The 12,288-nt window shown below is 69.6% G+C and carries 12 protein-coding genes and 1 pseudogene; 6 read left to right on the top strand and 7 right to left on the bottom strand.

Annotated features, from left to right (window positions below):
- The first annotated feature begins 21 nt into the window (after nt 1-21).
- Entirely contained in the window at nt 22-1,137 is a 1,116-nt protein-coding gene (locus AMYBE_RS0132460; RefSeq protein WP_020663565.1) for a serine hydrolase domain-containing protein, read from the top strand.
- A gap of 293 nt (nt 1,138-1,430) precedes the next feature.
- Here AMYBE_RS0132460 and AMYBE_RS46455 read toward each other — a convergent pair.
- Nucleotides 1,431-1,625: pseudogene (locus tag AMYBE_RS46455) on the bottom strand (AraC family transcriptional regulator); the annotation flags it as partial.
- Between the two features lie 589 nt (nt 1,626-2,214).
- Between AMYBE_RS46455 and AMYBE_RS0132450 the strand changes: the two are divergent.
- Nucleotides 2,215-3,624 (top strand): amidase, encoded by a 1,410-nt coding sequence (locus AMYBE_RS0132450; RefSeq protein WP_020663562.1) that lies wholly within the window; start codon nt 2,215-2,217, stop codon nt 3,622-3,624.
- On the opposite strand, the gene AMYBE_RS0132445 is transcribed toward AMYBE_RS0132450, so the two are convergent.
- The 3 genes from AMYBE_RS0132445 to AMYBE_RS0132435 are packed head-to-tail and all read right to left on the bottom strand — an operon-like array spanning nt 3,621 to nt 6,910.
- Nucleotides 3,621-6,008 (bottom strand): ATP-binding cassette domain-containing protein, encoded by a 2,388-nt coding sequence (locus tag AMYBE_RS0132445; RefSeq protein ID WP_020663561.1) that lies wholly within the window; start codon nt 6,006-6,008, stop codon nt 3,621-3,623. The genes AMYBE_RS0132450 and AMYBE_RS0132445 overlap by 4 nt on opposite strands.
- Before the next feature lie 37 nt (nt 6,009-6,045).
- Nucleotides 6,046-6,456 (bottom strand): VOC family protein, encoded by a 411-nt coding sequence (locus AMYBE_RS0132440; protein ID WP_027928238.1) that lies wholly within the window; start codon nt 6,454-6,456, stop codon nt 6,046-6,048.
- 10 nt (nt 6,457-6,466) lie between these two features.
- The gene (locus tag AMYBE_RS0132435) at nt 6,467-6,910 is read right to left on the bottom strand and encodes a helix-turn-helix transcriptional regulator (protein ID WP_020663559.1); all 444 of its coding nucleotides are present in this window, start codon (nt 6,908-6,910) and stop codon (nt 6,467-6,469) included.
- A 109-nt stretch (nt 6,911-7,019) separates the two neighbouring features.
- Here AMYBE_RS0132435 and AMYBE_RS0132430 point away from each other — a divergent pair, with 109 nt between their 5' ends.
- A complete protein-coding gene (locus AMYBE_RS0132430; protein WP_027928237.1) occupies nt 7,020-7,907 on the top strand; it encodes a hypothetical protein in 888 nt (295 codons plus the stop codon).
- Nucleotides 7,908-7,999: 92 nt separating this feature from the next.
- Here AMYBE_RS0132430 and AMYBE_RS0132425 read toward each other — a convergent pair whose 3' ends face one another.
- Nucleotides 8,000-8,638, bottom strand: a complete 639-nt coding sequence (locus AMYBE_RS0132425) for a pyridoxine/pyridoxamine 5'-phosphate oxidase (protein ID WP_020663557.1) — start codon at nt 8,636-8,638, stop codon at nt 8,000-8,002.
- A gap of 1 nt (nt 8,639) precedes the next feature.
- Entirely contained in the window at nt 8,640-9,449 is an 810-nt protein-coding gene (locus tag AMYBE_RS0132420; RefSeq protein ID WP_020663556.1) for a hypothetical protein, read from the bottom strand.
- Nucleotides 9,450-9,543: 94 nt separating this feature from the next.
- Between AMYBE_RS0132420 and AMYBE_RS0132415 the strand changes: the two genes are divergently transcribed.
- Entirely contained in the window at nt 9,544-10,077 is a 534-nt protein-coding gene (locus tag AMYBE_RS0132415) for a DUF2020 domain-containing protein (RefSeq protein WP_020663555.1), read from the top strand.
- A 143-nt stretch (nt 10,078-10,220) separates the two neighbouring features.
- On the top strand, nt 10,221-10,673 hold the full coding sequence (locus AMYBE_RS0132410) for a DUF6918 family protein (RefSeq protein ID WP_020663554.1): 453 nt from the start codon (nt 10,221-10,223) through the stop codon (nt 10,671-10,673).
- A gap of 120 nt (nt 10,674-10,793) precedes the next feature.
- Here the strand turns inward: AMYBE_RS0132410 and AMYBE_RS0132405 are convergent, their stop codons facing one another.
- Complete coding sequence (locus tag AMYBE_RS0132405; RefSeq protein ID WP_034289510.1) at nt 10,794-11,399, bottom strand: hypothetical protein; 606 nt, start codon at nt 11,397-11,399, stop codon at nt 10,794-10,796.
- A 185-nt stretch (nt 11,400-11,584) separates the two neighbouring features.
- On the opposite strand from AMYBE_RS0132405, the gene AMYBE_RS0132400 reads away from it, so the two are divergent.
- Nucleotides 11,585-12,130 carry a peptidylprolyl isomerase gene (locus AMYBE_RS0132400; RefSeq protein ID WP_020663552.1) on the top strand — a complete coding sequence of 182 codons (546 nt, stop codon included), beginning with the start codon at nt 11,585-11,587 and terminating at the stop codon, nt 12,128-12,130.
- Nucleotides 12,131-12,288 lie beyond the last annotated feature (158 nt).

Raw genomic sequence — 12,288 nt, 5'->3', positions numbered from 1 at the left:
TGACAAAGGAAAACGGAGAGCATGAGGAAGACGCTGACGGGCCTGCTGGCAGTGGCCTTGATGATCGGCGGCACACCCGCCGTCGCGATGGGACACCACTCGCCACAGCGCGAGCTCAACGGATTGGTCCGGGAGAACGGCTTTCCGGCGGCTCTCGCGGCGGTCACGGTGGCCGACGGCGGGACCGCGTTGTTCGCCGCGGGCACGAGCGAACTCGGCCGGTACGCGCCGGCGCCCGCCAACGGCCGGGTGCGCGCGGGATCGAACACGAAGGCGTTCGTGGCGGTGGTGGTGATGCAGCTGGTGGCGGAAGGGAAGGTCGAGCTGGACAGACCGATCACGAGGTACCTGCCGGGGGTGGTCAAGGACGACCGGATCACCGTGCGGCAGCTGCTGCAGCACACCAGCGGACTGCCGGACTACGCCGACTACCTCGGCATCGACCAGTTCGAGAGCCTGCGCCACCGGTACTTCGAGCCGCACGAGCTCATCGACATCGCCAACGCGCATCCGCTGCTGCACGCGCCGGGGGAGAAGTTCGCCTACAGCAACACGAACTACGTGCTGCTGGGCCTGCTGATCCAGCAGGTCACCGGCCGCCCGGTGTCCGAGCAGATCGACCAGCGGATCCTGCGCGAGCTCGGATTGCGCGACACCTATTGGCCTGGGGTGGGCGTCGAACGCATCCGGGGCCGGTACCTGCACGGATATTTCCGGGTGAACGGCGTGGTGACCGACGTGACCGAGGCGGACCCTTCGTGGGCATGGGCGGCCGGTCAGCTCATCACGACCGGCAAGGACCTGAACACGTTCTTCCGCGCGGTGCTGGGCGGCAAGCTGGTGCCGTCGGCGCAGCTGGCCGAGATGCGCAAAACAGTGGACAGTTCGGCCGGGATGTGGCCGGGCGCGGAATACGGACTCGGGCTCGTCAGCACGCGATTGTCGTGCGGTGGCAAGGCATGGGGGCACGGCGGAGACATCCCCGGCTATGAAACGCGCACCGGGGTCACCGACGACGGCCGGGCGGTCACCGTGGCCGTCAACGCGGTACCGGGCACGGCCGAGGGCACCTCGGAGGGGGCGCGGCAGGCACGGGCGGCGGTGCTGTCCACTGTGGACTCCACGTTGTGCCGTTGACGAGCCGGGTGTTTCGGGCCGAGAAAGCCGAACGCGACGAACGCCGTGAGGATCAGGTTGAGCTGTTCGAACCGCAGCGTCTCGCGGACCGGTTCACCCGCCCGCGACGCTAGCGCCGGCGCGCGGTAGGTCTCCAGGCCGCATCGTGCGTGCAGACGTCGCCGACGCGATTCGCGGGACGGGGCCAGGCCACCTCGTCCACTGCCAGCCAGGGCGCGGTCGCCGCCGCGGAGGGGGGTGAGGCCGGCGAACGCCTTCACCTCGTGGTGCAGATGCGCTTGGTCGACATAGCCGCTTTCGGCCGCGACCGTCGCCGGTGCCTGCCCGGCGACCAGCTGGTGCACGGCGTGATCGAACCGGACCAGCTGCGCGGCGCGTTTCGGGCTGAGCCCGAGCTGGCCGCGGAACCGCGCCCACAGCCGCTTGCGGCTCCAGCCGGTTTCGTCGGCCAGCTGTTCGATCCGGACCTGGCCGTGTCGCGCGGACATTCGCTGCCAGGCGAAGGCGACTTCCGGATCGACCGTGCGGCCAGCCTCGTAGCGCTGCCCCAGAACGGCTTCTACCAGCGCGAACCGGTCGTGCCAAGAGTTCACGGCACGCAGCCGGCTGGGCAGGTCTGTCGACCAGACATCCTCCAGGGAGGCGACTTCGCCGCCCAGGTCTGTCCCCAGCACCGCGTGCGCGACCTCCGGCGAGAGCCGGATCTGCATGCATTCGATGCCCAGTCCGCGCACCCGCATCCCCCGCGGCGCGAGCCCGGCGACGACGCTGCCCCGCGTCACCTCGTTGACGTGCAGCTTTTCGCGCAGATTGAGGAACACCGTGACCGCCGGGTACGGGACCACGGTCAGGTCTATCTCGTCCACCGTGTCGCCGACGAACCCGGCCATCCGCACCCCCGGCAGCCGGCTCGACCGCGCCGGGACCGCGATGCCCCACACCGCTGCCCCGTCCCGAGCCCATTCGGCTGGACGCATGCCGCCATAGTACGGAAATCCGCCGGCGCGACATTTCTCCAAGACCGGCGGCCCCGGTCCCGGACAGGCTGAACGGCACACCGGGAAAGGGGATTCCGCCATGGTCGATCCGTTCAGCTCCGCCGTCGAACTCGCCGCCGCCATCCGCGCGAAGGAGGTGAGCCCGATCGAAGTCCTCGACTGCTATCTCGACCGGGTCGACGCACTGGACCCGAAGTTCAACGCCTTCTGCTTCCGCGCCGACGACGAGGTCCGCGCGTCCGCCGAGGCCGCCGCCGATGCGGTGCTGCGTTGCCCGTCGGCGGACTTGCCGCCGTTTCACGGGGTTCCGCTGCCGATCAAGGACCTCGGTGAGGTCGCCGGCTGGCCGACGACCTACGGCTCGCTCGCCACCGACCGCTCGCCGCGACCCGCGTCCGACCCGGTCGTACGGCGGTTCGTGAACGCCGGCTTCCTGCCGCTCGGCAAAACCACGACGTCGGAGTTCGGCGCCGTGTCGTTCACCGAAAGCGAGGCGCAGGGCATCTCGCGCAACCCGTGGGACCCGGACCGCAGTCCCGGCGGCTCGTCCAGCGGTGCGGGCGTCGCGGTTTCCGCCGGTATGGCACCGATCGCGCATGCGGCGGACGGCGGCGGCTCGATCCGGGTCCCGGCGTCGTGCACCGGCCTGGTCGGGTTGAAGCCGACGCGCGGGATGGTCACGAACGCGGTGGTCGAGGTCGAAGGCTTTGGCACCAGCGGAGTCGTCACCCGCACGCTGGCGGACACCGCGGCCGCGCTGGATGTCCTCGCGCAGCACGACCCCGGTGCCTGGTGGTCGCCGCCGACGCCGACGCGTTCGCTGGCCGCCGCGCTCGCCGCTGCCGCCCCGACCGGCTTGCGGATCGGTGTCCTCACCGACCCGGTGATCGACGGCATCTCCGTCGACCCGGCCTGCCGGACCGCGGTCGACCAGACCTTGCGGACGCTCGAAGCCGCCGGTCACCACGTCGTCGGCAAGCCGCTTCCGCTGCCCTCGTCGGACGAACTGCTCTCGACCTTCCTGAAGGTCTGGGCGGTCGCCAGCGCCAGCGTCCCGCTGGTTGATCCGGACCGCGTCGAACCGCACAACCGGGCCCAGCGCGCGGCCGCGCAGTCGGTCAGCTCCTGGGAGTACGCGCAGAGCGTGCACCACACCCAAGTGCTGTCCCGGCGCATCGTCGAAGGGTTCCTCGACAGCTTCGACCTGCTGGTCACCCCGACGATGGCCTGTCTCCCGCCGAAGGTCGGCTCTTGGCGCGAGATCGGCAACCCGGTGGCGGCCGCGTACCCGATGGGCGTCTTCACGTCGCTGTTCAACGTGACCGGCCAGCCGGCGATCTCGGTCCCGGTGCACCACGACGAGGCGACCGGGCTGCCGGTCGGCGTGCAGCTGGTGGCCGCTCCGTGGCGGGAAGACCTGCTGCTGCAGGTCTCCCGCACCTTGGAGGAGGCGTACCGCTGGGCCGACCGGCGCCCGCCGCTGAGCTAACCGACGTAGGCGGCCAGGTGCTTGCCGGTCAGCGTGCGCTTCTTCTTCACCAGCTCGGCCGGCGTCCCTTCGAACACCACCTGGCCGCCGTCGTGCCCGGCGCCCGGGCCGAGGTCGATGATCCAGTCGGCATGCGCCATCACCGCCTGGTGGTGCTCGATGACGATCACCGACTTGCCCGATTCGACCAGGTGGTCCAGCAGGCCGAGCAGCTGTTCCACGTCGGCGAGGTGCAGGCCGGTGGTCGGCTCGTCGAGGATGTAGACGTCGCCGTTGCCGCCCATGTGCGTGGCCAGCTTCAACCGCTGGCGCTCCCCGCCGGACAGCGTGGTCAGCGGCTGGCCGAGGGTCAGGTAGCCGAGGCCGACCTGGTTCATCCGTTCCAGGATCCGGTGTGCGGCGGGGGTCTTCGCGTCGCCCTCGGCGAAGAACGCGGTGGCTTCGGCGACCGGCATGGCGAGCACCTCGCTGATGTCGCGTCCGCCGAAGCGGTATTCGAGCACCGAGGCGTCGAACCGCTTGCCCTCGCAGACCTCGCAGGTGGTGGCCACTCCGGCCATCATCCCGAGGTCGGTGTAGATCACCCCGTTGCCGTTGCAGTTCGGGCAGGCACCCTCGGAGTTGGCGCTGAACAGGGCCGGTTTGACGTTGTTGGCCTTGGCGAACGCCTTGCGGATCGGTTCGAGCAGCCCGGTGTAGGTCGCCGGGTTGCTCCGCCGCGAGCCGCGGATCGGCGTCTGGTCCACCGACACGGTGCCGCCCGCGCCGTCGGATTCGCGGATCGACCCGTGGATGAGCGAACTCTTGCCGGAACCGGCGACCCCGGTGATCACGCACAGCACGCCGAGCGGGAGGTCGACGTTCACGTCCTGCAGGTTGTGCGTGTTCGCGCCGCGAATCTCCAGCACGCCGGTGCGCTCCCGCACCGCGGGCTTCAACGCGGCGCGGTCGTCGAAATGCTTGCCGGTCAACGTCTTGCTCGCGCGCAGACCGTCCACCGTTCCCTCGAAGCACACGGTGCCGCCGTTCGTGCCCGCGCCCGGGCCGAGGTCGACGACGTGGTCGGCGATCGCGATCGTCTCCGGCTTGTGCTCCACCACGAGCACGGTGTTTCCCTTGTCCCGCAGCCGGAGCAGCAGGTCGTTCATCCGCTGGATGTCGTGCGGGTGCAGGCCGATGGTCGGCTCGTCGAAGACATACGTGACGTCGGTCAGCGAAGAACCAAGATGGCGCACCATCTTCACTCGCTGCGCCTCGCCGCCGGAAAGCGTGCCGGCCGGCCGGTCCAGCGACAGGTAGCCGAGGCCGATCTCCACGAACGATTCCAGCGTCTCGTGCAGCGATTTCAGCAGCGGCGCGACCGACGGCTCGGACAGCTTGCCGACCCATTCGGCCAGATCGCTGATCTGCATCGCGCACGCGTCGGCGATGCTCGTCCCGTCGATCCGGGACGAGCGGGCCAGCTCGCTCAGCCGGGTGCCGTCGCATTCCGGGCACACCGCGAAGGTGACCGCCCGGTCCACGAACGCCCGGATGTGCGGCTGCATCGCCTCGACGTCCTTGGACAGATACGACTTCTGGATCCTCGGCACCAGACCCTCGAAGGTCATGTTGATGCCTTCGATCTTCATCCGGGTCGGTTCCTTGTACAGGAAGTCCTGCAGTTCCCGCTTGGTGTACTTCCGAATCGGCTTGTCCGGGTCGACCAGGCCGGATCCCGCGTACAGCCGGTAGTTCCAGCCGCCCGCGGTATATCCGGGGATGGTCAGCGCGCCCTCGGCGAGCGACTTCGAGTCGTCGTAGAGCTGGGTGAGGTCGATGTCGTTGATCGAACCGCGGCCCTCGCAACGGGGGCACATACCGCCGGTGACGCTGAACTCGCGCCGCTCCTTGATCTGCTTCCCGGCTCGCTGCACGGTGACCGCGCCGGCCCCGCTGATCGAGGCGACGTTGAAGGAAAACGCCTGTGACGAGCCGATGTGCGGCGTGCCGAGCCGGCTGAACAGGATGCGCAGCATCGCGTTCGCGTCGGTGGCGGTGCCGACCGTCGAGCGCGGGTCCGCGCCCATCCGCTGCTGGTCGACGATGATCGCGGTGGTCAGCCCGTCCAGCACGTCCACCTCGGGCCGGGCCAGCGTCGGCATGAAGCCCTGCACGAAACTGCTGTAGGTCTCGTTGATGAGCCGCTGCGATTCGGCCGCGATCGTGCTGAACACCAGCGAGCTCTTGCCCGAGCCGGACACCCCGGTGAACACCGTCAGCCGGCGCTTCGGGAGTTCGACGCTCACGTCCTTGAGGTTGTTCACGCGGGCGCCCTGCACGCGGATCAGGTCATGGCTGTCCGCGGCGTGCACCGGTGCGGTCGTCCCCTTGGCCTTGGTCATCGTCTCTCCCTGTTTCCTTTCCCGGGGCCGGCTCGGTTCAGCTCGCCTGCTGGATGCGGATCAGATTCCCGGCCGGGTCGCGAAACGAGCAGTCGCGGAGGCCGTAGGGCTGGTCTGTCGGCTCCTGCACCACCTCGGCGTCGCTGGCCTGCAGCCGGTCGAACACCTCGTCGAGGTCCTTGGCGGCCAGGTTCAGCGCGGCGTAGGTGCCCTTGGCCATCATTTCGGCGATCATCGTGCGTTCGTCGTCGGTGAGACCAGGGAACGCCGCGACCGGCTGCAGCACCACCGAGGTGTCCGGCTGTCCAGGCGGGCCGACGGTGATCCAGGCCAGGTCCCCGTACTTGACGTTGTTGCGTACCTCGAAGCCGAGGACGTCGCGGTAGAAGTGCAGCGTCGCTTCCGGATCGGTGTGCGGGAGGAAGCTCGCGTGAATGGTCATCTCCATGGCGATCACACTAGGTTCGGGTCGAGCGGGATGCTTCTCGATTCCTGATCGGTCGGGTGACCTGCTTCGCGACGCAGGGGGCCATCCCCTCGGTGGCCCCGGTCTCCTCCTGCCGGTAGACGCTCGGCGGCTTGCCGACCAGCTCGGTGAACCGGGTGCTGAAGGTTCCCAGCGACGAAAAGCCGACCTCGAAACAGACGTCGGTGACGCTCAGGTCCCCGCGGCGCAGCAACGCCATCGCGCGTTCGATGCGCCGGGTCATCAGGTACGCGTACGGCGACTCTCCGTACGCGGCGCGGAACTGCCGGCTCAGGTGCCCGGCGGACACGTTGACGCTCCGCGCCAGAGCTTCGACGTCGAGAGGACGGGCGTACTCGCGGTCGATCCGGTCGCGCACCCGGCGCAACCGGGCGAGATCGGCCAATCGCTGCGCGTCGTCCGGTTTGCTGGTCACTCTGAAATCGTGCCATGACGGCCGCGCCGCGACCCAGTATTTCGCCCCGTTCGGGGCGGGTGGCCGATTCGTTCAAGACGTCGCCGCCGCCGCGTGCGACGGTGACCGGGTGACTGTGAATCTGGCGGCCGTCGCCCCGTTCCTCTCCGGGCACGCCCGGCTGCTCGACCGGCGGCGGTTCGCATTGACCGAGGGAACCGGACGAGCCGACGAGGTGCTCGCGGCGGTCGCGGCCTACCGGAACCCGGACGGCGGCTACGGCTGGGGCATGGAACCGGACCTGCGGGCACCGGAAAGCCAGCCGGGCGGTGCGCTGCACGCGTTCGAAGTGTTCGCCGACGTCGCCCCGGTGACCACTCCGCACGCCAGGCAGCTGTGCGATTGGCTGGATTCGGTGGCGTTCCCCGACGGCGGGCTGCCGTTCGCGTTCCCGGTCGCCGATCCGACCGGGTGCGCCCCGTTCTGGACCGGCGCGGACCCGGCGGTGTTCTCGTTGCAGGCCACCGCGTTCACGGTCGCGGCGGCGCTGCGGGTCGCCGAACACGATCCGGCGGTCGCGGCGCATCCGTGGCTCGCTCGGGCGACCGAGACGTGTCTGCGGGCGATCCGGGCGATCGACGAGATGCCGCACGCGATCGAGCTGTGCTTCGTGATCAAGCTGCTCGACGCCGCTGCCGGCCGGTATCCGGAAGCTGACGAACTCCTGACCGCGGCAGCCAAATTCTTGCCGGACAACGGGATCGTTCCGGTGGCCGGCGGGTCGGAACGGGAGGTGCTGCGCCTGCTGGACTTCAGCCCGGTTCCCGGTCCGTCCCGGCGGTTGTTCACCGACGAGGCGGTCGAGGCCGATCTGGACCGGCTGGAGCAGGGCCAGCAGCCTGATGGCGGGTGGACGGTCGACTTCGCCAGCTATTCCCCGGCAGCGGCACTGGAGTGGCGCGGTTACGCCACCGTCAGCGCGATCTCCAAACTGTTCGCCAACGCGCGGCTCGGCTGAACGCACCCCAATGTGGCATTGGGTGCATGTGACGCACCCAATGTGGCACTGGTTGCATGCGACGCACCCAATGCCACATTGGGGCAGTGCGGCTAGGGCCAGAGGCGTTCGCGGACCCAGCCCGCGGGTTCGCGGCGGTAGCGCAACCGGACGTGCTGCCGGTCGTGCGACGCCTGCCAGAACTCCACCGATTCCGGCTGGAGCAGGTAGCGCGTCCACGTTTCCGGTGCCCCGTCCGGGTTTTCCGCTACCCAATCCGCAGCTGCCGCGGCCGCTTCGACGAGCTTCGCCGGATCGGTCAGCACCTCCGACTGATGCCCGACGTAAGCCTCGGCCCGAGATGCCGGCGGTCGAGCCTGGAAGTCATCGGCGGACACCTCGGGCGGGGCCGGGACGGCCGAGCCGCGCACCCGAACCTGCCGTCCGCGGCCAGGCCAGAAGAACGTCAACGCCGCGCGGGGGTTCGCGGCCAGCTGCTGTCCCTTCGGGCTTTCCGAACTCGTCGCGACAGCCCAGCCGTCCTCGTCGACGTTCTTCAGGATCACCACCCGCGCGTCCGGCGCACCGGTCTCATCCACTGTGGACAGCGTGACGGCGTGCGGGGCGAGGACGTGCTCGCCCGCTTCGGCGAGCCAGCCGAGGAACAGCTCTTCCGGGGTCGCCGGGCTCTGGTCCGGGTCGAATTCGGGGAGCTGTTCGGGGAACGACTGCCAGCCGCGCAACGAAACCATGTCACTGACCGTACGGCGGCCGGCCCGGCGGCGGATAGTGCGGCGGCTGCGGCCCGGCCGGTCCGGCGGCAGGCGGGGGACCGGGCTGGGCCGCGAACGGCGGCGCGGGCGGGAACTGCTGGCCGGGGAACCCGCCCGGGCCAGGCGGAAACTGCGGCTGCGCGGCGGGTGAGCAGGGCTGGCCAGGCGGCTGAGCGCGGTAAGGCTGCGAAGCCGGGGGAGCCCCGGCCGGTCCGCCGTAAGGCCGCTCGCCCGCCCCGAACTCGCCCGGCAACCCCAGCGACGCGAACCGCCGCAGCTCCCCGGCCGCCTCCCACGGTGCCGGGAAACAGGCCTGGAGCTTGGCGTTCACCCGGTCCTGCCCGCCCGCGCCCCAGAACTTCCGGCCGACCCAGGCGTGCGTGACGCCCGCGGTCAGGTCCACGCCGACCATCCGCACCTCGCGGCGTGACTTGGCGGCGGTCTTCGCGCTCGCCGCCGCGGCCGCGTCCGGGCGCACCCGGGTGCCGACCAGCCCGGCGATCACCACGATCATCGCGACCTTGCCCTGGCTTCGCGCGAGCGCTTCGGCGTGCTCCGCCGCCAGTACGGTGAACTTGCCGAGGGTGCCCGCGTCGATGTCCGGGTACTCGGCGGCTACTACCGACAGGCTCATCATGGTGGCCCGGACCGGATCGCTGTCGTTCATGATCGGTTCGAGGAAGTTCCCGGTCAGCGCTGCGAGCGGGCCGAGGCGCACCGTATCGGCGCGGCCGCCGTTGAACGCGATCCGCTTCTCGACCACCTTCAGGTACAGCTCCGCTGTGAGCACCGGCTGGCCTCCCCGTTTCCGTCTGGCGGGTCCATCGTGGCACGCGCCGGTCTTTTCGCGCGGACTTCACCGGCCATGGTTGACTGTGCGCGCCATGCGCCGACTTCTCGTTCTCGCCCCAGCCCTGGTCCTGCTCGCCGGCTGCGGTCCGTCGACCCCGGCCGCGCAGAGCCCGCCCTCGACGGCGCCGGCCAGTTCCGCGCCGACGCACGACGCGGCGCTGCCGCCCGATCCGCAGCCCGCGCGCACCGGAGAGTGCCCGTACCTGTCGAACGAGACGGTGCAGGACGCGAACGGCCAGCACGTCACCAAGGTCAGCATCTCGGCCGACGAGCCCGATCCGACCTGCTTCTTCTACCGGCCGGACGGCAGTCTGCAGCTGACCGTGCGGGTCTACGTCGGCAAGAGCGACGTCGCGACCGCGCTCGTCAACAAGGCGGCTCCGGTGGACACCTCGAACCCGGCGAACGACCCCGCCGGATGGAAGGGCGGCTACCAGCCGGCCGGCGACGGGGTGGTCTACGCGGTCGCGAAGGGCGACGCCGCCGTCATCGTGACGAGTAATCAGAAACAGAGCATAAAAGCACGCACAGTCGCGAAGAAGGCTATCGCTGCCCTGAAGCTCTGAGTAGTGGGCTCCACACGGGTGAGTGAAGTTGATCTTGTATTACTCTAAGCAGCACGCGCGGTCCCCCCAGACATCTCGCGCGGGCGGGTGCCTGTCGGCACCACAAACGTGGATACCCCTCATCCGACGACAAGGACAGATTCGTGGCTGACACCCTCAAGGAAATCCTGCTCGACTCGAGCCGTCGCCCCACCGTGGTCACTGACCTCGGCGAGCTGGTGGACGCCGAGGTCTCCGACAAGGGCGGGGTCTCGGGCGCGGTCGTGAAGACCGGCTTCGCCGCCGTCAAGAAGATCAAGCCGGGCATCATCCCGTCCGCGGTGGACAGCCTGCTCGACGACTTCGCCGGCGCGCTGGAGCCGTTCTACGGCGACTTCAAGGCCAACGGCGGCGGCGACTTCGGCGCCTACCTCACCAGCCGCTCGGACGAGGCTTCGGACGCGCTGCTCAGCGTGACCGACAGCCGCGCGGACCGCAGCAGCCGGGACAGCATCAAGAAGGTCTACTCGAAGCTGCGCCCGAACGGCAAGAAGAACGTCGAAGAGGCGCTGCCGCGACTGGGCCAGCTGATCGACAAGCACGCCGCCGCGGTCTGATCCGACCGGGATTCCACCCGTCGTTGTGGTAGGCCACAACGACGCGGCTCGGCGGAGCTTGCCGCTCAGCGAACTACCGAAAAGGGCCTCGGGACGCACTTCCCGAGGCCCTTTTCGCGTTCAGTTCTTCTTTTCCGCGGCCGGCGCGGCCGGCGCCTTGCCGTTCGTCGTCGGCTCGGCCTGCTGCGCCGCTGGCTTGGCGGGCGACGGCGGGGTGGCCTTCGGCGGCGCCGGGGCGACCGGCGGCTCCTGCTGACGCGACTTCAGCGCGACAGCGGTGCCCACCGCGACCGCGCCCAGGCCGAGCAGCCACGGCCAGCGGCGGCGCTTGCGAGCGCCCTTGGCGGCGGTCTTCGCCTCTTCGAACGCGGCGCGGAACTCCTTCTTCGCCGCCTTGAAGTCCTTCTTGCCGCGGCGCTTCGACTCGCCCGCGGCCGACGCCGCCTTGATCGCGGCCTTCTTGGCCTTGCGGCCCGGCTTCTTCAGCTCAGCGAGGCGCGCCAGCGCTTCCTTGCGCGCCGCGGCGGAGCTCTTCTTGAGTTCCTTGCGGGTCAGTTCGGTCTTCTTCGCCAGCTTGCGCCGTGCGCGACGGCTCTTCTTCCCCAGCTCCTCCGCGCCGGCCTCGGCGGCCTTCGCGCCCGCCTTGCCCGCCTCGACGACCAGCTTCCGCAGGTCCGCCGAGCCGGACTTGACCGACTCGCCGACCGATTCCACGGCCCGGGTCATGGTCTTCACCTCATCAATCGTTGTGAAACAGATCTGTTGCTTGACATCTATCCTGCCCTTTTTCCGCGCGTACCGCTTCCGCTTCGCGGGCCGGAACTCAGGAAAGACTCAGGAAAGTGCCCTCTTACTGGGCCGATGTCCAGCGCGCCGGGCCGGGGACGCCCCCTGAACCGCCCAATTGTGCGATGGGGTGGCACGATGACCGGGTGACTGAAAGCGCCCGCAAGGCCACCCTGCACACCAACCAGGGTGACGTCCACGTGAACCTGCTGCCCGACCACGCGCCGAAGACCGTGGCGAACTTCGTGGGGCTGGCCACCGGCTCCAAGGAGTACACCCAGCCGAACGCGAAGGGCACCAACTCCGGCCCGTTCTACGACGGCTCGATCTTCCACCGGGTCATCGACGGCTTCATGATCCAGGGCGGTGACCCGACGGGCACCGGCCGCGGCGGTCCCGGCTACAAGTTCGGCGACGAGTTCCACCCCGAGCTGCAGTTCTCCAAGCCGTACCTGCTGGCCATGGCGAACGCCGGGCCGGGCACCAACGGCTCGCAGTTCTTCATCACCGTCGCGCCGACGAGCCACCTGAACTTCCGCCACACGATCTTCGGCGAGGTGGCCGACCAGGCTTCTCGCGAGGTCGTCGACAAGATCGCCACCACCGCGACCGGACCGGCGGACCGTCCGCTGTCCGACGTGGTGATCGAGAACATCACCGTCGAAGACTGACGAACGGCGATGCGGACGGGTTTCGGTAGGTTGGAGTCATTGTGAACCAGCCGCCGAACCCCTCCGCGCCGTCGCTCCCCGGATGCTGGTGGCATCCGAACCGGGCGACCGGCCTGAGCTGCTCCCGTTGCGGACGACCCGCGTGCCCGGACTGCCTC

The organism is Amycolatopsis benzoatilytica AK 16/65, from assembly GCF_000383915.1.
GTDB lineage: Bacteria > Actinomycetota > Actinomycetes > Mycobacteriales > Pseudonocardiaceae > Amycolatopsis > Amycolatopsis benzoatilytica.
This window is presented reverse-complemented; position numbering and strand designations above follow the sequence as displayed.

What these genes read in the sequence shown, in the direction of transcription:
- AMYBE_RS0132460 (WP_020663565.1), top strand. Translation starts at nt 22, where the DNA reads ATGAGGAAGACGCTGACGGGCCTGCTGGCAGTGGCCTTGATGATCGGC.
- AMYBE_RS0132450 (WP_020663562.1), top strand. Translation starts at nt 2,215, where the DNA reads ATGGTCGATCCGTTCAGCTCCGCCGTCGAACTCGCCGCCGCCATCCGC.
- AMYBE_RS0132445 (WP_020663561.1), bottom strand. Translation starts at nt 6,008, where the DNA reads ATGACCAAGGCCAAGGGGACGACCGCACCGGTGCACGCCGCGGACAGC.
- AMYBE_RS0132440 (WP_027928238.1), bottom strand. Translation starts at nt 6,456, where the DNA reads ATGGAGATGACCATTCACGCGAGCTTCCTCCCGCACACCGATCCGGAA.
- AMYBE_RS0132425 (WP_020663557.1), bottom strand. Translation starts at nt 8,638, where the DNA reads ATGGTTTCGTTGCGCGGCTGGCAGTCGTTCCCCGAACAGCTCCCCGAA.
- AMYBE_RS0132415 (WP_020663555.1), top strand. Translation starts at nt 9,544, where the DNA reads ATGCGCCGACTTCTCGTTCTCGCCCCAGCCCTGGTCCTGCTCGCCGGC.
- AMYBE_RS0132405 (WP_034289510.1), bottom strand. Translation starts at nt 11,399, where the DNA reads ATGACCCGGGCCGTGGAATCGGTCGGCGAGTCGGTCAAGTCCGGCTCG.
- AMYBE_RS0132400 (WP_020663552.1), top strand. Translation starts at nt 11,585, where the DNA reads ATGGGGTGGCACGATGACCGGGTGACTGAAAGCGCCCGCAAGGCCACC.